Annotated in this window: 19 protein-coding genes; 10 read left to right on the top strand and 9 right to left on the bottom strand. The window is 39.6% G+C overall.

Features of this window, described 5'->3' with window-relative positions; all coding sequences use genetic code 11:
• Window positions 1-56 precede the first annotated feature (56 nt).
• The 5 genes from lysS to tilS form a co-directional block, all read right to left on the bottom strand.
• Entirely contained in the window at window positions 57-1,544 is a 1,488-nt protein-coding gene (gene lysS, locus N7548_RS01030; protein WP_263607521.1) for a lysine--tRNA ligase, read from the bottom strand.
• Between the two features lie 65 nt (window positions 1,545-1,609).
• Window positions 1,610-1,864: an RNA-binding S4 domain-containing protein gene (locus N7548_RS01025; RefSeq protein ID WP_263607520.1), complete on the bottom strand. Its 255-nt coding sequence runs from the start codon at window positions 1,862-1,864 to the stop codon at window positions 1,610-1,612.
• Window positions 1,851-3,788 carry an ATP-dependent zinc metalloprotease FtsH gene (ftsH, locus tag N7548_RS01020; RefSeq protein ID WP_263607741.1) on the bottom strand — a complete coding sequence of 646 codons (1,938 nt, stop codon included), beginning with the start codon at window positions 3,786-3,788 and terminating at the stop codon, window positions 1,851-1,853. The genes N7548_RS01025 and ftsH overlap by 14 nt, the downstream gene beginning before the upstream one ends.
• A gap of 39 nt (window positions 3,789-3,827) precedes the next feature.
• Window positions 3,828-4,376, bottom strand: coding sequence for a hypoxanthine phosphoribosyltransferase (gene hpt, locus N7548_RS01015; RefSeq protein ID WP_263607519.1), 549 nt, complete (start codon window positions 4,374-4,376; stop codon window positions 3,828-3,830).
• Window positions 4,377-4,378: 2 nt separating this feature from the next.
• Window positions 4,379-5,659 (bottom strand): tRNA lysidine(34) synthetase TilS, encoded by a 1,281-nt coding sequence (gene tilS / locus N7548_RS01010; protein WP_263607518.1) that lies wholly within the window; start codon window positions 5,657-5,659, stop codon window positions 4,379-4,381.
• A 225-nt stretch (window positions 5,660-5,884) separates the two neighbouring features.
• Between tilS and N7548_RS01005 the strand changes: the two genes are divergently transcribed.
• Together N7548_RS01005 and N7548_RS01000 are read left to right on the top strand one after the other, a co-directional pair.
• Window positions 5,885-6,985 carry an RNA-guided endonuclease InsQ/TnpB family protein gene (locus N7548_RS01005; protein ID WP_263607517.1) on the top strand — a complete coding sequence of 367 codons (1,101 nt, stop codon included), beginning with the start codon at window positions 5,885-5,887 and terminating at the stop codon, window positions 6,983-6,985.
• Window positions 6,986-7,122: 137 nt separating this feature from the next.
• Window positions 7,123-7,683 (top strand): Maf family protein, encoded by a 561-nt coding sequence (locus tag N7548_RS01000; RefSeq protein WP_263607516.1) that lies wholly within the window; start codon window positions 7,123-7,125, stop codon window positions 7,681-7,683.
• Between the two features lie 30 nt (window positions 7,684-7,713).
• On the opposite strand, the gene N7548_RS00995 is transcribed toward N7548_RS01000, so the two are convergent.
• Window positions 7,714-9,366: a leucine-rich repeat domain-containing protein gene (locus N7548_RS00995; RefSeq protein WP_263607515.1), complete on the bottom strand. Its 1,653-nt coding sequence runs from the start codon at window positions 9,364-9,366 to the stop codon at window positions 7,714-7,716.
• Between the two features lie 110 nt (window positions 9,367-9,476).
• On the bottom strand, window positions 9,477-10,358 hold the full coding sequence (gene hslO, locus N7548_RS00990) for an Hsp33 family molecular chaperone HslO (RefSeq protein WP_263607514.1): 882 nt from the start codon (window positions 10,356-10,358) through the stop codon (window positions 9,477-9,479).
• 95 nt (window positions 10,359-10,453) lie between these two features.
• Between hslO and dusB the strand changes: the two genes are divergently transcribed.
• Window positions 10,454-11,458: a tRNA dihydrouridine synthase DusB gene (dusB, locus tag N7548_RS00985; RefSeq protein WP_263607513.1), complete on the top strand. Its 1,005-nt coding sequence runs from the start codon at window positions 10,454-10,456 to the stop codon at window positions 11,456-11,458.
• Between the two features lie 17 nt (window positions 11,459-11,475).
• Here dusB and hflX read toward each other — a convergent pair whose 3' ends face one another.
• Both hflX and N7548_RS00975 read right to left on the bottom strand, forming a co-directional pair.
• Window positions 11,476-12,729, bottom strand: coding sequence for a GTPase HflX (gene hflX, locus N7548_RS00980; protein ID WP_263607512.1), 1,254 nt, complete (start codon window positions 12,727-12,729; stop codon window positions 11,476-11,478).
• 48 nt (window positions 12,730-12,777) lie between these two features.
• Window positions 12,778-15,300, bottom strand: coding sequence for a vitamin B12-dependent ribonucleotide reductase (locus tag N7548_RS00975; RefSeq protein WP_263607511.1), 2,523 nt, complete (start codon window positions 15,298-15,300; stop codon window positions 12,778-12,780).
• Between the two features lie 266 nt (window positions 15,301-15,566).
• On the opposite strand from N7548_RS00975, the gene cdaA reads away from it, so the two are divergent.
• From cdaA to N7548_RS00940, 7 genes are all read left to right on the top strand, one after another.
• Entirely contained in the window at window positions 15,567-16,304 is a 738-nt protein-coding gene (cdaA, locus tag N7548_RS00970; protein WP_263607510.1) for a diadenylate cyclase CdaA, read from the top strand.
• Window positions 16,305-16,313: 9 nt separating this feature from the next.
• A complete protein-coding gene (locus tag N7548_RS00965) occupies window positions 16,314-16,487 on the top strand; it encodes a hypothetical protein (protein WP_263607509.1) in 174 nt (57 codons plus the stop codon).
• Between the two features lie 24 nt (window positions 16,488-16,511).
• Window positions 16,512-18,086, top strand: a complete 1,575-nt coding sequence (locus N7548_RS08910; protein WP_263607508.1) for a PAS domain S-box protein — start codon at window positions 16,512-16,514, stop codon at window positions 18,084-18,086.
• Window positions 18,079-18,591, top strand: coding sequence for a 5-formyltetrahydrofolate cyclo-ligase (locus tag N7548_RS00955; protein WP_263607507.1), 513 nt, complete (start codon window positions 18,079-18,081; stop codon window positions 18,589-18,591). Before N7548_RS08910 ends, N7548_RS00955 begins: the two co-directional genes overlap by 8 nt.
• An 8-nt stretch (window positions 18,592-18,599) precedes the next feature.
• Window positions 18,600-19,715, top strand: a complete 1,116-nt coding sequence (gene ispF, locus N7548_RS00950) for a 2-C-methyl-D-erythritol 2,4-cyclodiphosphate synthase (RefSeq protein WP_263607506.1) — start codon at window positions 18,600-18,602, stop codon at window positions 19,713-19,715.
• Window positions 19,716-19,719: 4 nt separating this feature from the next.
• Window positions 19,720-19,983, top strand: coding sequence for a YutD-like domain-containing protein (locus tag N7548_RS00945; RefSeq protein ID WP_263607505.1), 264 nt, complete (start codon window positions 19,720-19,722; stop codon window positions 19,981-19,983).
• Between the two features lie 69 nt (window positions 19,984-20,052).
• The gene (locus N7548_RS00940; protein ID WP_262096616.1) at window positions 20,053-20,280 is read left to right on the top strand and encodes a NifU family protein; all 228 of its coding nucleotides are present in this window, start codon (window positions 20,053-20,055) and stop codon (window positions 20,278-20,280) included.
• Window positions 20,281-20,282: the final 2 nt, after the last annotated feature.

Genomic DNA, 20,282 nt, shown 5'->3' with positions numbered 1-20,282 from the left:
AATTAAGACAGTAAAAAAAGCCCTTAGATGTGATGTCTAAGGGCTTTTAGTCGTTATTAAGGTTTGTGTTTCATGTGAGGGAACAGAATGACATCGCGGATATTATTCACGTTGCAAATAAGCATAATGAATCTGTCGATACCAATCCCGAGACCACCTGCTGGTGGCATCCCATATTCAAGGGCTTCTACGAAATCGACGTCCATTTCAGTCGCTTCATCGTTACCCAATTCTTTTTCTTTCAATTGATCCTCAAAACGGCCTCTTTGATCCACTGGGTCATTGAGTTCAGAGAACGCATTCGCATATTCTCTACCATCAATGAACAATTCAAAACGGTCTGTGAATCTCGGGTTTTGAGCATTCTTTTTCGCTAGTGGAGACACTTCAATTGGGTGTCCGTAAACGAAAGTGGGTTGTGTGATGGTATCTTCAACGAATTCATCGAAGAAGGCTTGAATGATGTGTCCTACACCGTAGTGTTTTTCAACTTTGATGTGTTTTTCTTTCGCAACCTTAGTCGCGGTTTCTAAATCAGCAATCTCGAAGAAGTCAACACCAGTGATGTTTTTAATCGCTTCAACCATATGAACTCTCGCCCATTTTGGTGCCATGTTGATTTGTTTTTCACCATAAGTGATTTCATAAGTGCCTAAAACGTTGTACACAACGGTAGACATCGCGTCTTCAACCAAATCCATCATACCTTCCATATCGGAATACGCTAAGTAAGCTTCAATGGTGGTAAATTCTGGGTTATGTTTCGCATCCATACCCTCATTACGGAACAAACGACCAATTTCATAGACTGCTTCTAAGCCGCCTACGATTAGACGTTTAAGTGGTAATTCGGTAGCGATACGTAGATAGAATGGCATATCTAAGGTGTTGTGGTGTGTGACGAACGGTCTAGCTGCAGCGCCCCCAAGGATTGGGTGAAGTACAGGGGTTTCGACTTCGATGAAGCCCCTACCATCAAAGAATTTTTGAATTTCTCTAATGATTCTTGGTCTTAACATCGCGATGCGTCTCGCTTCTTCGTTGACGATTAAGTCGACATAACGTCTACGACGGGATTCTTCAACGTCTTGAAGACCGTGGAACTTGTCCGGTAGTGGTCTCAACGCTTTCGTTAAATGGGTATATTCACTCGCCTTAACGGTGAGTTCATTGGTTTTGGTTCTAAACACTAAGCCTTTGATACCAACAATGTCGCCTAAGTCACTGCTTAAGAAGACTTCAAATGCATCGTCGCCAATCGCGTCTTTTCTGACATACACTTGAATGTTAGAATCGCGGTCTTGAAGTTGTAAGAAACCTGCCTTACCTTGGTCTCTTTTACGAATGATACGACCGGCAATGACCACTTCAACATGCATTTGTTCAAGTTCATCGTGGCTGTATTGTTCATATTGGTTTCTAATGGCTTGGGTTGTGGTTGTGCGGTTAAATCGTGAACCAAATGGATCGACACCTTTAGCTCTTAATTCTTCCATTTTTTGACGTCTTATACGTTCTTGTTCGGTTAATTCAGTATAATCCATGTGGTTACCTCCTAAAAATAGCATATTCATTATACATGATACCCAATAAAAAAGCCATAACTACGTTACGACTTTTTTGTTTCACTGATGAGTTCAAACATGACATCCTCCGATTTGGGTTTCGGGATATCAATGGAAACCACTTTGACGGTTAGGATTTTTATTCCAAAGTGAAGTGTCAAAGTGTCGCCAGGTTTAACAGTAGAAGCGGGTTTCGCCACTTTATCGTTGATGTAGATCAAATCCGCTAAAGCAGCGTCTTTCGCAACCGTTCTACGTTTGATTAAGCGAGATACTTTTAGATACTTATCGAGTCTCATCGGCTTTTACCAATGGATTTTCATCGGTTTTATCGAGTGGATTATCAGAATTTACAGGCTCATCTTTTTTAAGCTTGCGTTCTTCCCACCATCCGAGTTTACCAGACGCTACAATTTCATCGATATCTTGTTTGTTCAAGGTTTCAACTTCAAGTAGATAATGGGTAATGGTATCGAGTAGTGCTCGATTTTCAATGATGATTTGTTTGGCTTGTTCATAACAGCTGGTGATGATTTCTCGGACTTCTTTATCGATTTCTAGTGCGACTTGATCGGAGAAATTACGTTCTTTCAAGTAGTCTCTACCTAAGAAGACAGAGCCTTGTTGAGATTCGTATTGGATTGGACCTAAATTGGACATACCATACTCAGTGACCATTGCTCTCGCAATTTTGGTTGCAGTTTGGAAGTCTTGATAAGCCCCGGTAGTCACGTCACCAAAGACAAGTTCTTCAGCCACACGGCCACCTAAGTTACCAGTGATTTCTTCAAGTAAGGCTTTCTTTGTTCTAAGGTAGCCTTCCTCTCTAGGTAACATTAAGTTATATCCACCAGCACGACCTCTCGCAATGATGGTTACTTTTTGAACAATACTTGCGTTTTCTAATTTAATACCAATGACTGCATGTCCTGCTTCATGGTAGGAAATGACTTGACGTTCTCTTTCGGTAACTTTACGCGATTTCTTCGCAGGTCCCATGAGAACGCGGTCAACCGCTTCATCGATATCGGACAATTCAATCATCTTACGATTGGCTCTAGCAGCGAGTAACGCTGCTTCATTCAATAGGTTTTCGATGTCAGCGCCGGAGAATCCAGGGATACGGTGAGAAATGTCTTCAAACTTAACCTCTGGGGAAACTTTTTTGTTTCTTGCGTGAACTTTAAGGATGGCTTCTCTGCCAATAACATCTGGTAAATTAATGGTAATTTGTCGGTCAAAACGGCCTGGTCTTAATAATGCTGGGTCTAAAACGTCTGGACGGTTGGTCGCAGCCATGATGATGATACCAGCATTTGGATTGAATCCATCCATTTCAACGAGCAATTGGTTCAGGGTTTGTTCACGTTCATCGTGACCACCACCCATACCAGCACCTCTTTGACGACCTACTGCATCAATTTCATCGATGAAGATGATACAAGGGGCGTTTTCTTTCGCAACCTTAAATAAATCTCTGACACGTGAAGCACCGACACCGACGAACATTTCGACGAAGTCAGAACCAGAAATGGAGAAGAATGGAACGCTTGCTTCACCGGCAACGGCTTTCGCTAATAAGGTTTTACCAGTACCTGGTGAACCAACCAAAAGGATACCTTTAGGGATACGAGCACCCATTTCTTTATATTTTCTAGGGAATTTTAAGAAGTCGATGACTTCAACCAACTCGGTCTTTTCCTCATCACAGCCGGCAACATCTTTAAAAGTAACAGCTTTACTGTTGGAAAGACGAGCACGAGATTTTGAGAATTCAAAGGCTTTGTTGTTACCGCCACCACTCATGGTGCGGTATAAGAAGATGATCAGACCAATAACCAAGATGACAGGAATCACAATATTCCCTAAGACAGCCCAAATGGTAACTGTGGACTTTTCCACGTAATCCAATGTGATGTTATCGGTAGGTTCGATGGTTAACAGAATGTCATTCAAGGTTGGCATGAAGATTTCAAAGACATATTGAGGACCTTCTGCATCCGAAATGGTGACGCGATAAACGTTGTTATCTTCCCCACCAATTGGGGTATACTTGATGGTCATACCAGCGAATTCTCCAGCATCGAGTTTCTCGATAAACTCAGTTGGGGTAAGTGGCTCTGGTGCACTCGGTTTAAATAAATTTTGGATGAAGAAGAACGAACCGAATAGAACTATGATGGCGATAATATAGATGCCATAGTTCATCGGGGTTTTCTTCATATTTTTCGGGTTTTTAGGATCTTGCATGAAAATGCCTCACTATTTCTTATATATTTCTGGTTTTAATACCCCAACATATGGGATGTTACGATACAGTTCGTTGTAATCCAAACCATAACCAACAACGAATTCTTTAGGGACAACGGTACCGATGTATTTCGGTGTAAATGGGATGACACGTCCTGCGGGTTTATCGAGTAACGTGACGACTTCAACAGATTTCGCACCACGGTGTCTTAGTAATTTAACGATGGTGTCTAAGGTTTTGCCGGTATCGACGATGTCTTCAGCAATCAAAATGTCACGGTCCATAACCGATGTGTTCATGTCTTTACGAATCTTCACATCCCCGGAAGAAGTGATGTTTCCGTGGTAACTTGATACATCCATATATTCGATTTCAATTGGCAAATCGATGTGTTTGGATAAATCAGACATAAATGGCACACAGCCTTTTAACAATCCTAGTAAGATGGGTCTTTCTTTACCTTGATAATCAGCGGTAATTTGCTTCCCAAGGCGTTCACATATGGCTGCAATCTCATCTTGGCTAACCAATACTCTTTCAATGTCATTATAAATACTCATCATTAATACCCCCTCTTATATCTTAGCTTGATGACGCTATCTAAGTCTTTTGACGTGTTGTAATACCTACCTAATACCGATAAAATGCGCCCGGTTTGATCCGTAATGACGATGTCTCGATCGCGAATATGCATCGGAATTTTATGGTCAATGTAGTAATCTTTGAGTTTCTTTTTACCGTAAGGAAACTCCAATATATCGCCAGGTTGACGTTGTCTCGCTACCAAAGGTAACGCTAATTTATTATAACATAGTTTTATTTCATAAAAAGATGAATTGCTAGGGGCGTCTAAAAATGTGACAAAGCCCATAGTTTCTAAGACATTAAAAGCTTCTAAATCCAAGACTTGGTTGAATGGCTTACTTGGGGTGGCTTCAACGATCGATACTTTTTGATAAACGCGTCGTAAAATCAAGGTATCATCGAGTTGAAATGATTGGTTAGGTCCACTGTGGGTCAAAAAGCTTAAGATACTGTCTAATTTCAACTGATTAAATTCGATTTGATTGGACTCTAATAAGCAGGCGATGATGTCTTTCTGAATAACAACATCTTCTAAAAAAAATGTCGATAATAGAAGATGATTATCATGAACACTTAAGTACTTTTTAGATTGTTTTCTAATATAGGAAAAGGCTTCATTGAGATGATTACTGTATTGAATCACCTTGTTTAAGAACTGCGGGTTTTCTTCAATCATTTGGGGAACGATCTGTTTTCTATAACGATTTCTTGTATACAGATTTTCTTGGTTTGAAGCGTCTTCAAAAAAGTGAATTTGATGGTTTTTTGCGTAAGCGTATAAATCCGCTTTTGAAAAACTCAATAATGGCTTTAGATAAATAAAATCGCCTTGTGCAGATACCGGTTGAAGACCAGCATAACCAAGTAAATTGGATCCCCTCGATAGACGCATTAAAACGGTCTCAGCCAAGTCATTGGCGTGATGTGCGGTGAGAATATAAGGGGTTTGATACGTTCTCGCAACCCCCTCAAGATGTTGCTTTCTCAAATGATGTGCTTCATCTTGGAAGTTACCACTAGGGATTTCGAGTTTGATGTATTGTAAATCCAAGTGGTGCGTTTCACAATAACTTTGGATGAATTCGGCTTCGGTATTCGATTCAATACGCTTTTGATGGTTGAAGTGTACCACCACGATGGGGTGGTTGAGTCTTCGGACCAAATCCAAAAGAACCATGGAATCAACACCGGTCGAAACCGATACAACCCATGGATGGTCTAAGAAAGGATGGAGTTTTTCTTGAATGGCTTTTAACATAAGACCCCTCTTTTCAACTCATTATTATATCATAATCGCTTGGATTATTTTTGAGGATTGTCCGTTTTTTAACAACACAATCAAGAAGTCCACACCCTCTTCAGGTAGCGGGATGAATTGATGGGTTTATTTCTTTCATTTTTATTTCACAAAACCTTATAAATATATGTTATAATATAGTTGAATAATCAATATACATAAACACTGTGAAATGGAGGATGTAACATGAATAAAGCCTTTAAGTTTCGTATCTATCCCAATGAATCTCAAAAGACTTTAATCCATATGACTCTAGGCCATAATCGCTTTCTCTGGAATAAGATGTTAGAAGATAAGCAGAAACAGTATGAACTTGATAAAACCATGTTATTCAACCGTCCTGCACAGTATAAAGATACTTATCCATTTCTAAAAGTCATCGACTCATTATCTCTAGCCAATACGCAACTCAATCTAGAAAAAGCTTTTAAACAATTCTTCAATCATAAACAAGATTTTCCCAAATTTCATTCTAAGAAACAAGACTATGGCTATACAACCAACCTTGTTAACAATAACATCGTTCTATTAAAGGGTTATATCAAACTACCTAAACTCGGTGAAGTGAAAATCAAACAACACAGAGCCATACCTAGTGATATGTCTTTGAAGAACGTAACTGTTTCTAAGAGTAGTACAGGTAAGTACTATGTCTCGATACTTTATGAATACCAGAAAGAGATTAAGAGACAAGAAATCAAAACATCGATTGGTCTAGATTTCTCGATGAATCATTTTTTTGTGGATGATCAAGGATTCAAACTAGATTACCCAACCGATATTCAAACAGACTATAACAAACTAAGTATTCTTCAAAGAAGTCTATCTAGAAGAATCCAAAGTTCTAATAACTATCATAAAAAAGTATTAGAGATCGCCTTATTACATGAAAGAATCAGACATAAAAGAGATGACTTCCTACATAAACTATCTAACGTGATAGCCAAGCGTTATGATTTGGTGAGTGTCGAAGGTTTAAATCTTAAAGATATGTCTCAAACAAGTCCCTATTATGCCAAACAGATTTCTAGGTTTGGTTGGACTAGGTTTATATCATTCTTGAAGTACAAGTTAGAAACACAAGGTAAGACTTTGATGGTGATGGACGAGTGGTATCCATCGTCAAAGAGATGTAGCTGTTGTGGGGACATCAAAACAGATTTGAAGTTATCTGAGAGAGTCTATCATTGTTCAAATTGTGAGTTACATTTGGATAGAGATCATAACGCAGCGATCAATATCAACAAAGAAGGGTTTAGAAAGTATAAGTTAGCATTTCAGTTATAAATGAATAAGAACCGTAGGGACTACGGGGATAGCCTATTGAGTCACTGGTGAAGACTGGTTTGGATAGGAAGCCCCCACTTCTATTTAAGTGGTGGGTAGTTCACAATATGCTATAATGTATTAACTGGAGGGTTAAAATGTACATATTAGCCAGCAATTCACCCAGACGTAAGAAACTACTAGAAGATGCAGGGGTACCTTTTAAGGTAGTCGTGCCTGATGTAGACGAAACAGTTTTAGAAAAAATGAAGCCAGAGAAAATCGTCATGATGCTTGCGAAAAAGAAAGCACAGGCAGTTTTCGATCAATATCCCGATGACATCATCATCGCTGCTGACACCATCGTTGTTAAAGATGGTGAAGTATTGGGCAAACCAAAAGATGAAGCCGATGCTTATCGAATGCTCAAACTCTTAGACAACGACATGCATGAAGTATACACAGGGGTTTGTATCCTAAATAGTCAAAAAGAAGTTGTTTTTTTCACCATGTCAGAAGTTTGGATGAAAAACTATAATGACTTACAAATCTATGAGTATATCAAAACAGGGGAGCCGATGGATAAAGCGGGTTCCTATGCCATTCAAGGGTTAGGCGAACAGTTTGTTGATCACTATAGTGGTGATTTCTTTACCATTGTAGGGTTACCGCTCAAATCGCTTTTACAGGAATTAAAACGTTTTGAAGAAGCCGAATAAGGCTTCTTTTTTTGAAAAAATCCACCCGGATTAAGGGGTGGATTCATATACAAGTGGCACATTATCGGGGTTAAATGAAGCGTCCCAAGTCGTAGGTATGGACTTAAACTCGGTATATATCGTGAGGTTTGGGTTATCCAAGAAGACATTCATCGCGACGTTATTCACGGTGTTAGGGATATAGATATATTCTAATCCGCTACTCATAAACGCCCCAAACTGAATGGTGGTCAAACCAGTCGGTAAAGTGAGACTATCTAGTGCATCGGTACCATAGAATGAGAATCCATTGATCGATTGGATTTTAGATCCACTGACAAACTCAACGGTTTGGAGTTTTTCAGCGTTTAGAAAGGCACGGCTATGGATGACTTCAACGTTGACACCAATGGTTACTTTGGTGATGAAGGTATTCATGAAGGCACTGGTCAAAATACGGGTGACTGGTAAACCATTGATGGTATCTGGAATGGTTATTTCATAGGTGACTGGGGTGTTGATGTATTCATAGACATAGACCTCAGTTGGGAATTGAATGTATGAAAACTGAGCTGTTTCACCATAAATAGCCTCGTAAAAGACATTCCCGAGGACAAAATTCAAAGCGTTGGTTTTATTGATGGTATTTTCCTCAAACTCAACAAAGATATTTTGAATGTAGAATTTGTCAAACGCATCCTCACCAATTGAGGTTACCGTATCAGGTATGAAAATGGACTTGATGTCTTTGGTAAAAAACGCTTCTTCATAGATGGCGGTTACCCCAGATGGGATATGGATGTTACCTTTAAGCCGGGTTTGTTTAAAAGCCATTTTACCGATGGTTCTTAACTGGGTGTTGGGTGAAAATACTATCGATTCGATTCTAGAACCCATAAAAGCGTGGTCTTCAATGAAGGTAACAGAATCAGGTAAAGTATAAATTCGTTCTAGATGATTGGATGGATAATGGATAAGTAATTTGCCGTCCTTGCTTAAAAGGACCCCGTTAATATCTTTGTACTGTAGATTATCTCCATCTACTTCAATACGGGTTAACAGTCTTGTAAAACCAAAGGCATCCACACCAATGGATGTGACAGAGGCTGGGATGGTGACGAAATCCAATTTGAATGCTGCGTAAAAAGCGTAATCACCAATACTGGTTACACCTTCAGGTAGGACAATGAAATTCAATAAAACGTTATTGTAAAAGGCATATTTGCCAATAGTTTTTAATTGTGTGTTGGATTTGAATTGAATTTCTTCTAAGGTACTGTGGGTGAAGGCGTAGTCACCAAGTGAAACAACAGATGCCGGGATTTCAATTTCGATGAGTTCTGTATAAGCGAATGCGTAACTTTGAATGAGTCTTAATTTACTGTCTTTATGGAATGTAATCTCATGGAGTTTGGCCGCGTAAAAGGCCCCGGATTCAATGACTTCAATTGAAGCCGGTACGAAAATGCTTTCTACTTTTGCGAGTCTAAAGGCATCTTTTTTGATGCCGTAGACGGGATCATCGTCCATTTTCGCAGGTAGCGTTAGATTTTTTGGTATCTTCCCGACATATCCTGTGATGTATACTTGTTCATCCACGGTTTCGAATGTGAACTCGAACGGAACCTCTGATGAAGGCGGTAAAGCTTGACAGCCTGTAAGGAAGAAGATCAATAAAAACCACCATAATCGGGTCTTTTTCATAAGACCATCTCCCAATCTTTTGTAATATTATATCACTTCATCACTTTTCAACAAGGCTAAAAGATTGAAATCTTACAAAAGGCTTAAAAAAAACCATCAATGGATGGCTTTTAGTGCTTGTTTGTGTGGATTTTTTTGAGTTCATCCTCATCAAAGTGATATTTAGACTTACAAAAGTGACAGACAACTTCTGCACCATGGTCTTCTTCGATGAAGGTTTGAAGGGTTTTAACATCCAACTTTTCCAACGATTTCGCAAACTTTTCTTTAGAACAATGACAGATATAAGCGATGTCATGTTCAGATAGTTTTTTAGCGGTACCACTCGATAGAATATCGGTGATGTCTTCCACCGATAACCCTTGTTCGAATAATTCAGTGACCGCTTGGATATTGGATAGTACTTTTTCAATCTGTGTGATGGTTTGTTCAGATGCGTTTGGTAACAATTGAATGATGAAACCACCAGCGTGCTTAATCGATTGGTCAGGGTTGACCAATACCCCTAAACCAACCGCAGAAGGCGTTTGTTCAGAGGAAGTGAAATAATAGGTAAAGTCATCACCTATTTCACCGGTTTCTAATGCGATACTCGATGTGAAATTGTGACGCATGTTCAAATCTTTGGTGACATGTAAGTAGCCATTACCAACGGCTTTACCCACAGCGAGTTTGCCTGCTTTTGGACCGCTATTGTAAGTTAAATAGACTTCAGGATTTTTAATATCGCCACGGACTTCGCCTTTCGCATTGGTCTCTACCAACATATATTCGATTGGGCCGTCCCCTTCGATTTTTAATGTAATGGACTCGCCATCTTTAACCATTAACCCCATCATCGCCGATACGGTTAAAAAACGACCTAGTGCAGCGGATGCGGTTGGCCAAGTACCATGGGTGGTACGGGCTTTTTCGACCAAAGCTTGACTGTAAGACACATAGATGCGGGCTTCCCCGTGATAGGCTGTTGAAATTAAACAATAATCTTTCATATGAATACACCTCGTGAATCATTTTACCACAAGTGTCAACTTTGTTGAATAATGATACTGTTATGATACAATACTAAGGAAAGGTTGTTATAAAGATGGGATTTAAAATAGACAAAATACAAGTCGATTCGAATGTTGTGCTCGCGCCAATGGCGGGGGTATCCAACGCATCGTTTCGTTTAATATCAAGAAACTTAGGGGCTGGTGTCGTTTTCGCGGAAATGGTCTCCGATAAAGGCCTCACACACGACAATGAGAAAACCAAGGACTTACTGACCTCTGTACCAGGTGAACACCCTTATGCTCAACAAATCTTTGGATCAGACATTGAAACCATGGTTGAAGCGGCGAAGTATGTAGACCAACATACCGATTGCGATATCATCGACATCAATATGGGCTGTCCTGTACCCAAGGTAGCACAACGCGCTCAAGCTGGTGCAGCCCTACTCAAAGACCCAGACAAAGTATATGACATCATCAAAGCCATTAAAGCGAATGTGTCAAAACCGGTCACTGTTAAAATTCGAGCGGGGTGGGACCACACCTGCATCAACGCGGTTGAGATTGCGAGAAAAGCAGAAGCTGCTGGTGCAAGCGCGATTACCATTCACGGCAGAACCCGTAGCCAAATGTATACAGGGCTAGCAGATTTGGAAGTCATTAAAGCGGTTAAAGCGGCCGTTAAGATTCCAGTCATCGGCAACGGCGACATCAAAGATGGGCCATCTGCTAAACGAATGCTAGATTATACCGGTGTTGACGCTGTGATGGTCGGAAGAGCTGCCTTGGGTAACCCATGGATTTTCTATGAGATCAATCATTACCTTCAAACAGGGGAAGAAGCACCTAGACCCTCGTTAACTGAAATCAAACAAATGATTTTAGAACATGGAAAATCGTTGATGGATTTGAAAGGTGAACACCTCGCGATGTTACAAATGCGTGGTCAAGGTACCTGGTATTTTAAAGGATTACACAACGCCAAAGAAACCAAGGATAAACTCTCTAAAGTCAAAACCTGGTCAGAATTTGTTGAGATTATCAACACCTATTTTGATCAAGAAATCGAAAACCAAAAAGAAATGACCCTGATTTGATTTCAGGGTCGTTTTTGTTATAGTGTGATGTCCTTCTTATAGAACGCTATGAATTGTTTCAATTGTTTTTCGTATAATTCGACCAATACTTCAGTACCGTTATCCGTATAGACTTTTGATAGGATGTTGGTATCATTTTCAAGGTGATGTAAAACCCCATGTTCACTATACGGTACGTTCAATGTAACCACAATTTTCTTACCATAGGTTTTTTGATAAATGAGGTCTACCAAACGATCGATATTCTCATAAGATTTATTGGAAATTGCGATGTCATGATAGTAACCAACATGATCATTAAACATCATATCTTTATGGGTTAACACATATAGATGAGGGATTTGATCGGCTTCTAAAGTTTTCAAAACAGAAGAGGTTGTTTCAATCTGCATCGGAGCCAAAGAACTAGACCCGTCCATCACATAAAGAATCAAATCGGCATGTTTAACCTCACTTAAGGTAGACTCAAAAGAACGCACCAAATCATGGGGTAATCTTGAAACAAAACCAACGGTATCGGTTAAGATGAACTCCGGTTTTTTCTCTGGTTTGATTCGTCTGGAAAAGGTCGACAATGTCGCGAATAACATATTTTTTTCAATGACATTTTTATCCGTTACTTTTAAAATATAATCTAAGATTGCATTCATGGTTGCTGATTTACCAACGTTGGTATAACCAACCAATGAAACCATCGGAATTTCATTATTTTGACGACGTTTACGCGCGGTGTCTTTTTCCTTTTTAATCTTATCCAATTCGCGTTCGAGTTGGGTAATGTTGGCATCAATACGTCTGCGATCTAGTTCGAGTTGGGTTTCCCCAGCCCCTTTCGCATTGAAAGAACCACCACCTTGACGAGACAAACTAGAGGATAAACCAATGAGTCTTGGCAACATGTAGCGCTGTTGTGCAAGGGTGACTTCAAGGGTAGCTTCCTTGGTTTGAGCACGCTTAGAAAAAATTTGTAAAATTAAAAAACTACGGTCCATGATTTGGACTTCTAAGTCTTTTTCAAGGTTTCGTATTTGAGCGGGCGATAGTTCATCGTTAAAAATCACGATGTCGATATCGAGCACTTCAATGGCCTTCTTGATTTCCTCTACTTTACCTGTACCAATGTAGGTACGGCCATTGGGTAAATTGGCTTTTTGAACGAATTGATCAATCACTTGAATCTCTAAGGTTTCGGCTAGACTCGCCAGTTCGTTCATCGACTGTTTCATCTCATATTCGCCTAAATCTAAACCCACCAATAATGCTCTATCCATGATATCACCACCAAAAAAAAGAATAGCACGCGGCTATTCTTAATTATACTACAATCCACATTTAAGTTGTGCACCACAGTTGGTACAAGTGTGACATCCACCCACATCTTGAACCGTACCTTCACGGCAGATTGGGCAAAGGTTACCGACTTCAACACCGATTTCACGGTCTTGACGGTCGCTACGCAACGGTGTAGCGAGTTCATCGTTATGGGTTTGGCTTTGAGCGCCAGGCATTTGAACGCCTAAGTCTGAAAGTTCAACTTGAACTGGGGTATCGGATTCCTTCTTCAAACTGAGGACTTGGGCATCACGAGATCCATCGACATAGACGGTACCACCTTTAGCGCCACCTTTGTATAGACGCATATAGACGCGTTCAACTTCTTCAACGGTATAACCTTTAGGCGCGTTAACAGTTTTAGAAATAGAGGAGTCTACCCAGTATTGAATAATACATTGGACATCGGCGTGTTCTTCAGGCGCTAATTCCATGGCAGGAACGAAAATGTTTGGTAAGGTTTCTTTGGTGTATTCAGGGTGCAATTCAAGGAATGTATCCACGATATTCGCGTTGACTTCAATGTATTTACCTAAGCGACCGCTACGGAAATAAGTGAAGGCGAAGTACGGTTCAAGACCGGTGGATACCCCAACCATGGTACCTGTAGAACCTGTAGGTGCGATGGTGAGTAAGTGTGAGTTACGAATGCCGTGTTCGAGAATGCCTTTTTGAACATGGGCAGGGAGTTTTTGAATGAAGCGACCTTTGACAAAGGCTTCTCTAGAACCGTATTGTTCCAAGAATGGGAATGAGCCTTTTTCTTTCGCAAGTTCAATTGAAGTTTCATAAGCTTTGGTTGCGATAAACTTGAAGAGTTGATCGACTAAGATGTTACCATCGTGCGAACCATAACGCTTGTTTGCGTAAATGAGTAAGTCATGGAGACCCATGACACCCATACCGATACGGCGTTCGCCCAAGGCTTGTTGTTTATTTTGTTCTAAGAAGTAGTAAGTTTGATCGATGACATTGTCTTGCATGCGAATCGCGTTACGAACGGTTCTACCCAATTGGTCCCATAATACTTCATGGGTTTTAGGGTTAACCATTGTGGCTAAGTTGATTGCAGCGAGGTTACATACCGAGTATGGTGCGAGTGGTTGTTCGCCACATGGATTTGTACAAACGACTTTTTGACCATAAGCTGTCGCGTTGGTATTATCATTCGCGTTATCGATGAAGAAAATACCAGGTTCTGCAGAGTAGGTAGCACAAACGTTGATTAAGTTCCAAAGTTCACGTGCTCTGATTTGATGGTAAACACGGCTTGGATAGCCTAAACGTTCAAATTCGCGAACGTCACCAATGTTTTTCCATTCTTTATCATAGAAAGCTTTTTGTTCTTTGGTATAAGCATCTAAGTCAGGGAATTTTAAATCATAGATGGCGTCTTTTTCAACGGCTTCCATGAAATCTTTAGTAATGGCGACAGAAATATTCGCACCAGTCAAGAAGTCAGGGTTTTGGACATCATATTCACCGCCATCACTGACCAAACGCTTCGCTTCATCGACAACCGATGCAGAGAAAAAGTGTGAGTTGATGTCAGATAATTGGATGATTTGTTGATACATATTGAATTTATCATTCGATAACGGTTTGAATTTGAGTTTATCCTTCGCCATACGAATGATGGTTTCGTCTTTACTATTATCGATTAGGAAACGAAGAATGCGTGGGTTTTGCATCTTCGAGATGATGAATTCAATGATGTCTGGATGCCAGTCCGCCAACATGATCATTTGGGCACCACGTCTAGAACCACCTTGTTCAACCAAGTGGGTAAGTTGTGCTAAGTCATGTAGCCAAGAAACAGAACCAGAAGACTTACCATTCACACCTTTGGCTAAGGCATTCTTGGGTCTTAAGGTAGAACCGTTGGTACCGACCCCACCACCTCTAGCCATGATTTCCATGACTTCTTTACGGTGAAGTGCTAGCCCCTCACGGGAGTCTTCGATGAATGGCATAACGTAACAGTTAAAGTACGTTACTTTGGATTTAGAACCAGCACCATACAAAATACGGCCTGCTGGAATGAGGTGCAAGCTGCTTAATTCATGAACGAATTCGTCGATGACGGCTTGAGGTTCGCCTTCACCCAAGTTTGAACCGACGCGTTTCGCGATTTGTTCATAATAGAGTTCCAATGGTTTTTCGATTTCACGTTTTTCACGTCTGACCACACCATCGATGTGATCGTCACCAATTTGGCCGATGAATTCCTCTTCGACTTTAATGTGTACATGGTGTTCTTCGATTTTGGTGATATAACCAATCCCTCTCGCTGGGAATTTAGGGTCATGTTTGATGATTGCAACAACCAAGTCACCGACGCCTAATGTGACAAGTGCTAGGTCCTTTTGAGTGTAGCGGTCCAACATAACCAAGCGTGACACACCAGAAAATGCCATATGCATGTCTGCTGTGATTGGAAATAAGTGGGGGTAAAACTGTTTGATATCTTGATTGATTTTATCCGTTAAGGATTTCGAATATAAGTTCATAGAAACACCCTTCCTTGTATGTTTGATTATAAAGGTATTCGGTATCAAAAGCAAGAGAAAAAAACAACTAATTTTTACCGCTTTATTGCTCGATTACATAGATATGTCTTTATTTAGCGGTTTTACTTTGGTGTCCATAATTTTTGAAAATTCTTACAAAATAGAAGTCTTCTAAAATTCGCTTTATTAGGCTAAATGAATACAGTGAGATTCCCTGATTCAACGCTATAATATTATGATATAATTAATGAGAAGGAAGTGGAATTATGACGGATTGGTTATTTATCTTACTAGATGGCTATATTGTATGGATGATTGTCTTTTTTTTACTCAGCTTTTTCTTAAGTAGCAAGCGTGTTTTTAGGATGTTATTATTCATTGTTTTCCTATACGTGATCACTTGGGGTGCTGAAGAATTAGAACTCGTCATATCAGCCACCATCTTAGGGTATGTAAAAGAGTGGATTCCGCTTATCTTTGTGGTTATCCTATCCCCAGACATTCGTAAAAGTTTTGAATCGGCATTCGTGATTGATTCTAAACGTGATGTCGCAACCATGGGTTCTGCAGAAACCAAACAGCACATTGTAGAAGCTGTGACGTATTTGTCCAGTCAAAATATCGGTGCATTGATTACCATTGAAAAACACAGCTCTTTAGATCAATACGCAGAACGTGCCATTCAAATGAATTCTCAAGTATCTAAAGAACTACTCATCAATATATTTACGCCACTCACACCACTTCACGATGGCGCAGTCATCATTCGTGGCGACACCATTCGATGTGCAGGGGCGTATTATGTGTTATCAGAAACCACCAAATACGATAAGACCATGGGGTCTAGACATCGTGCTGCGTTGGGTATATCTGAAGTTTCTGACTCACTAACCATTGTTGTTTCAGAAGAAACTGGCACCATATCGATTGTCATTGAAGGCATCATGTTGAAGGCGAACGACAAAGAGAAAATCTATGAATACCTCAACATGTTTATGAAATAGGAGGTCTATATGAAAAAAATCATTGTTCAAATTGGCTCATTCATTTTAGACCCAATTCGCAAATTCGGTCAATTGAAATTTTCCGACCGCATCGTCAGTTTTTCCAATAAGAATCCTTGGCTTAAAATGTTGATTGCATTCATCGTTGTTGGTGTACTGATTGTTTTGGTATATGTCATATAGCACCGATAAAATTGAGGTGATTTCGTGTCTTACTATCCATTATTTCCGTTCATTCTAGCGCTCAGTACTTGGGTATTCATCATTTTGATTGGTGTGATTGACGAGAAACCCTATCGTTTCTTTCAAGTCATCGCCATCTTTTTGATGTTGTTGTACATCCCGATAGCGTTATTTTATGATGCATATGTGGCAGGAACCATCTTAGAAACGGTTTATATGTATTTAAGCATGGTATCGATAATTGTGTTTATCGCAACTTCAATTGTCGTGTTTAGAAAAGGTTTATTCACTAAAAATCACTACCATCTATTCATTAAATCCATTAAAGCAACCAAATGGAATGCTTATTATGTGATTGATCATAAAGGTAGAATCAAAGAGATGTCCGATAGCCTTTGTGAAGAATTCGGTTTTACACTAGAACAAATTAAAGATAAAGCATTCTTTGATATCGTGAATCGTAGTATCCGTATTACCTCTTTTGATGGGGTTGAAACCAACAACCGTGCGATGGAAACCTATTATGAAGATTATCCTAGAATAGCGAAACCAAAAATGAGTGAAGAACACGAAATGTTGTTTCAAAATTATCAAGGCAAACCCGTATTATTACATACCGTTGAACAACCGATATTCATTTTAGGCAAGTATAAAGGTCGAATCAATATTGGTGAAAGACGTAGTGATTTCGACTTATTATCGATTGAAAAGGAACTCAAAACCGCTGAACAAAACCTCGAATCGATGAGATTAAAATTCATCGCTACCTTAGAGTTATCTGACGAAGGTTTATTCTATATGGATCTCGATGAACGCTATATTTGGGGTAATGACCAGTTCGTTCAAATGACGGGTATCCCTCAAAATACCATCGATTTAGATGACTTTAGAAAACTCATTAAAGACGAAGACTTACAAACATATCTTGGCGTATTGAGCGGATTAACCGCCCGTAAGCAAACTTATAAAACCACCTATCGTTTATTAAAACAAGGCTATTATATTTGGGTTAAAGAATCTGGAAAACGGATCTTTGAAGACAAGTCATCAAATATTGTTATGGGGTCTTTAAATGTTGTTCAAACCAGCAGTTATCAAAAGATCAATATCTCTGAAATCGATGGTTTATTGGGTCAACCGGAACTATTATTACATTTAGACCAATTGGTAAACGCGAATAAACACTTCCAATTGGCATTGATCGAACTATCAAGCATCCCGAAAATCAATGAGTCCTATGGTCGAGAAATCGGTAATATGTTGATGGGCGAATACATCAAAAAACTGAAAGGTTCCTTCATGAGTGAGTCTTCTAGTTTATTTAGATTATCTGGCTTGGTTTTCGCCATTACGATTGTCGATCCGCGAAAGATGGATTTGCTCAAACAAGGCATTCAAGCCAATCAAACCTATATGAATTTACAGATGAACTATGGGTCAATCAAGACCGATTTAGAAGTGATGATTGGGATTTCAAGAAGTCACTCAGATGGCGCTACAGGGACACTGATTTATCAACGTGCGAAAGACGCTTTGATGGTTGCGAGAAACCCTCAATATCAAAGCAACGCTTGTTATTATCACGAGATTCATGGATAAACAAACCCTACGATTTACTGTCTTAAACAAACGTAAAAACACCCCTGTAGAAGAACAAAATATGGTCAGTGAATGGGCTATGGATAAGCTACAAAAAAGAGCTGAATTTCAAGTAGCACAACACATTGGCATCTACTATCCCATTCAACAAGAAATCAATCTATTGGCACTCATTGAGTTATATCCAAACAAGCATTTTTATCTACCAAACATAGAATATGGAAAAATTAAATATCGCTTGATAGAGCGATTAAACAGTCTAGTCGACGCACCGTTTAATCTGAAAGAAGCACCGCACGATAGCCTATCGATCGATGATTGTGAGCTCTACTTAATCCCTTGTGTCGCTACTTCAAAAAACCTTCGAATAGGCTATGGTAAAGGTTACTTTGACCTGTTTTTAAAAGACAAAAAAGGATACAAATTGGGGATTACTTATCCCGCATTTAAATATGATTATGACTTACAAGAACCACACGATGTTTTGATGGATGACATCTTATAGGAGGACACATGTACGCTTGCGTATTGGTGGCTGCCGGGTCTGGCACCAGAGCGAATTTAGGATACAACAAACTCAGATATTTGGTGAATCAAAAACCGCTTTTTTGGTATGCCTTTAAACCATTTTATGATCGAAATTATGAAATGGTATTGGTCGTCAATCCTGAGGATGAAACATTCATTAGAAGTTATGTACCAAACGATGTTAAAATAGTTTACGGTGGTAAGACACGCGCAGAGTCAGTGAAAAATGGATTACAACAAGTGACTGAACCCTATGTGATGATTCATGACGCAGCACGCGTATATATTGATGAAACACTGATTGATCAAGTTGAAAATGGGTTAGCGATTCATCAAGCATGTGTTCTATCCAAACGAGTGACCAACACGATTTACGCTAAAGATGAATCCTTGAAGGTACTAGATCGTCGCTTCTTATATGAAGCCGAAACCCCACAAGCATTCATTACAGCAGAAATCAAAAAAGCTTATGAGGTCATCAACCCCCAATCTACCGATGATATTTCACAATACCAAATGGTGTATAATCATGAGGTTGGTTTGGTGTTGCATGAGCAGAACAATTCGAAAATCACTTATCAAAAAGACATCGAACAATTTGAAAAAGAGGTCGAAAATTATATGTTTAAAATTGGCCATAGTTACGATATTCACGCATTGGTTGAAGGCCGAAAATTGATCCTTGGCGGGATCGAAATCCCATTCCAGTTGGGGTTACTAGGACACAGTGACGCAGACGTTTTATTACACGCTGTAGCCGAGTCTATTTTGGGTGCTTTAGGACTTGGAGATTTGGGGACATTCTTCCCAGATACGGAAAAGAAGTTCAAAGATATGGATTCGAAAATCATTGTTTCAGACGTGGTTAAAATGATGAAGAATAAAGGCTATAAAGTGTCAAATATCGATTGTACGATATTCGCGGAAAAGCCTAAATTAGCGCCATTTATTGGCGATATAAAACAATCGATTAGTCACTTGTTGGATGCACCCGTAGAGGCCATCAATGTGAAAGCAGCAACCAACGAGAAACTCGATTCGATTGGCAACCTAAAAGCCATGGCTGCGAGTGCAACCGTTTTATTGATTAAAGGAGAATAAAGGTATGTTAATAGAAACACAATTTGGCAATTTTGAACTGATTCACAACACAAAAGATGCCTTCGATATTGCAAAATTCAATGCCCGTTATGTAGACACATTTGATCGTTTTGATTACATAGTCGGTGATGTGGCTTCTGACTTGCTTAGACTCAAGGGATTCGTTACAGATGCGAAAGATAAAAACTATTTCAAATACATTCCAGACTATTTAAACGAGTCATGTAACTACCAATGTGGTTATTTCATCTTGAAACGTGTTAAATAGAGAACTTATCATAACATTTGAAATGGCGAATGCTTTTAGCATATACTATAGTGGCAGGGGGGATTTACAATGGATGAAACAACCAAATTAGTACACGAGTTGATTGACCGTGTTAGACCCTATTTACATCGCGATGGTGGGGATATTGAAATTGTCTCTGTCGAAGATGGGATAGTTTATGTTAAAATGTTAGGTGCATGCGATGGCTGTGGCCTCATCGACGTAACATTGAGACAAGGAATCGAAACAATGTTATTAGAAAACGTACCAGGGGTCATTGCAGTTATCACCGTATAGGA

It is taken from the genome of Paracholeplasma manati, from assembly GCF_025742995.1.
GTDB lineage: Bacteria > Bacillota_I > Bacilli_A > Acholeplasmatales > UBA5453 > Paracholeplasma > Paracholeplasma manati.
This window is presented reverse-complemented; position numbering and strand designations above follow the sequence as displayed.

Coding starts and splice junctions, on each gene's coding strand:
- hslO (WP_263607514.1), bottom strand. CDS start 10,358: ATGAAAGATTATTGTTTAATTTCAACAGCCTATCACGGGGAAGCCCGC.
- N7548_RS00945 (WP_263607505.1), top strand. CDS start 19,720: ATGTTAATAGAAACACAATTTGGCAATTTTGAACTGATTCACAACACA.
- N7548_RS01005 (WP_263607517.1), top strand. CDS start 5,885: ATGAATAAAGCCTTTAAGTTTCGTATCTATCCCAATGAATCTCAAAAG.
- cdaA (WP_263607510.1), top strand. CDS start 15,567: ATGACGGATTGGTTATTTATCTTACTAGATGGCTATATTGTATGGATG.
- hpt (WP_263607519.1), bottom strand. CDS start 4,376: ATGAGTATTTATAATGACATTGAAAGAGTATTGGTTAGCCAAGATGAG.
- N7548_RS00995 (WP_263607515.1), bottom strand. CDS start 9,366: ATGAAAAAGACCCGATTATGGTGGTTTTTATTGATCTTCTTCCTTACA.
- N7548_RS00940 (WP_262096616.1), top strand. CDS start 20,053: ATGGATGAAACAACCAAATTAGTACACGAGTTGATTGACCGTGTTAGA.
- hflX (WP_263607512.1), bottom strand. CDS start 12,729: ATGGATAGAGCATTATTGGTGGGTTTAGATTTAGGCGAATATGAGATG.
- N7548_RS01000 (WP_263607516.1), top strand. CDS start 7,123: ATGTACATATTAGCCAGCAATTCACCCAGACGTAAGAAACTACTAGAA.
- tilS (WP_263607518.1), bottom strand. CDS start 5,659: ATGTTAAAAGCCATTCAAGAAAAACTCCATCCTTTCTTAGACCATCCA.
- dusB (WP_263607513.1), top strand. CDS start 10,454: ATGGGATTTAAAATAGACAAAATACAAGTCGATTCGAATGTTGTGCTC.
- ispF (WP_263607506.1), top strand. CDS start 18,600: ATGTACGCTTGCGTATTGGTGGCTGCCGGGTCTGGCACCAGAGCGAAT.
- lysS (WP_263607521.1), bottom strand. CDS start 1,544: ATGGATTATACTGAATTAACCGAACAAGAACGTATAAGACGTCAAAAA.
- N7548_RS00965 (WP_263607509.1), top strand. CDS start 16,314: ATGAAAAAAATCATTGTTCAAATTGGCTCATTCATTTTAGACCCAATT.
- N7548_RS00955 (WP_263607507.1), top strand. CDS start 18,079: ATGGATAAACAAACCCTACGATTTACTGTCTTAAACAAACGTAAAAAC.
- N7548_RS01025 (WP_263607520.1), bottom strand. CDS start 1,864: ATGAGACTCGATAAGTATCTAAAAGTATCTCGCTTAATCAAACGTAGA.
- N7548_RS00975 (WP_263607511.1), bottom strand. CDS start 15,300: ATGAACTTATATTCGAAATCCTTAACGGATAAAATCAATCAAGATATC.
- ftsH (WP_263607741.1), bottom strand. CDS start 3,788: ATGAAGAAAACCCCGATGAACTATGGCATCTATATTATCGCCATCATA.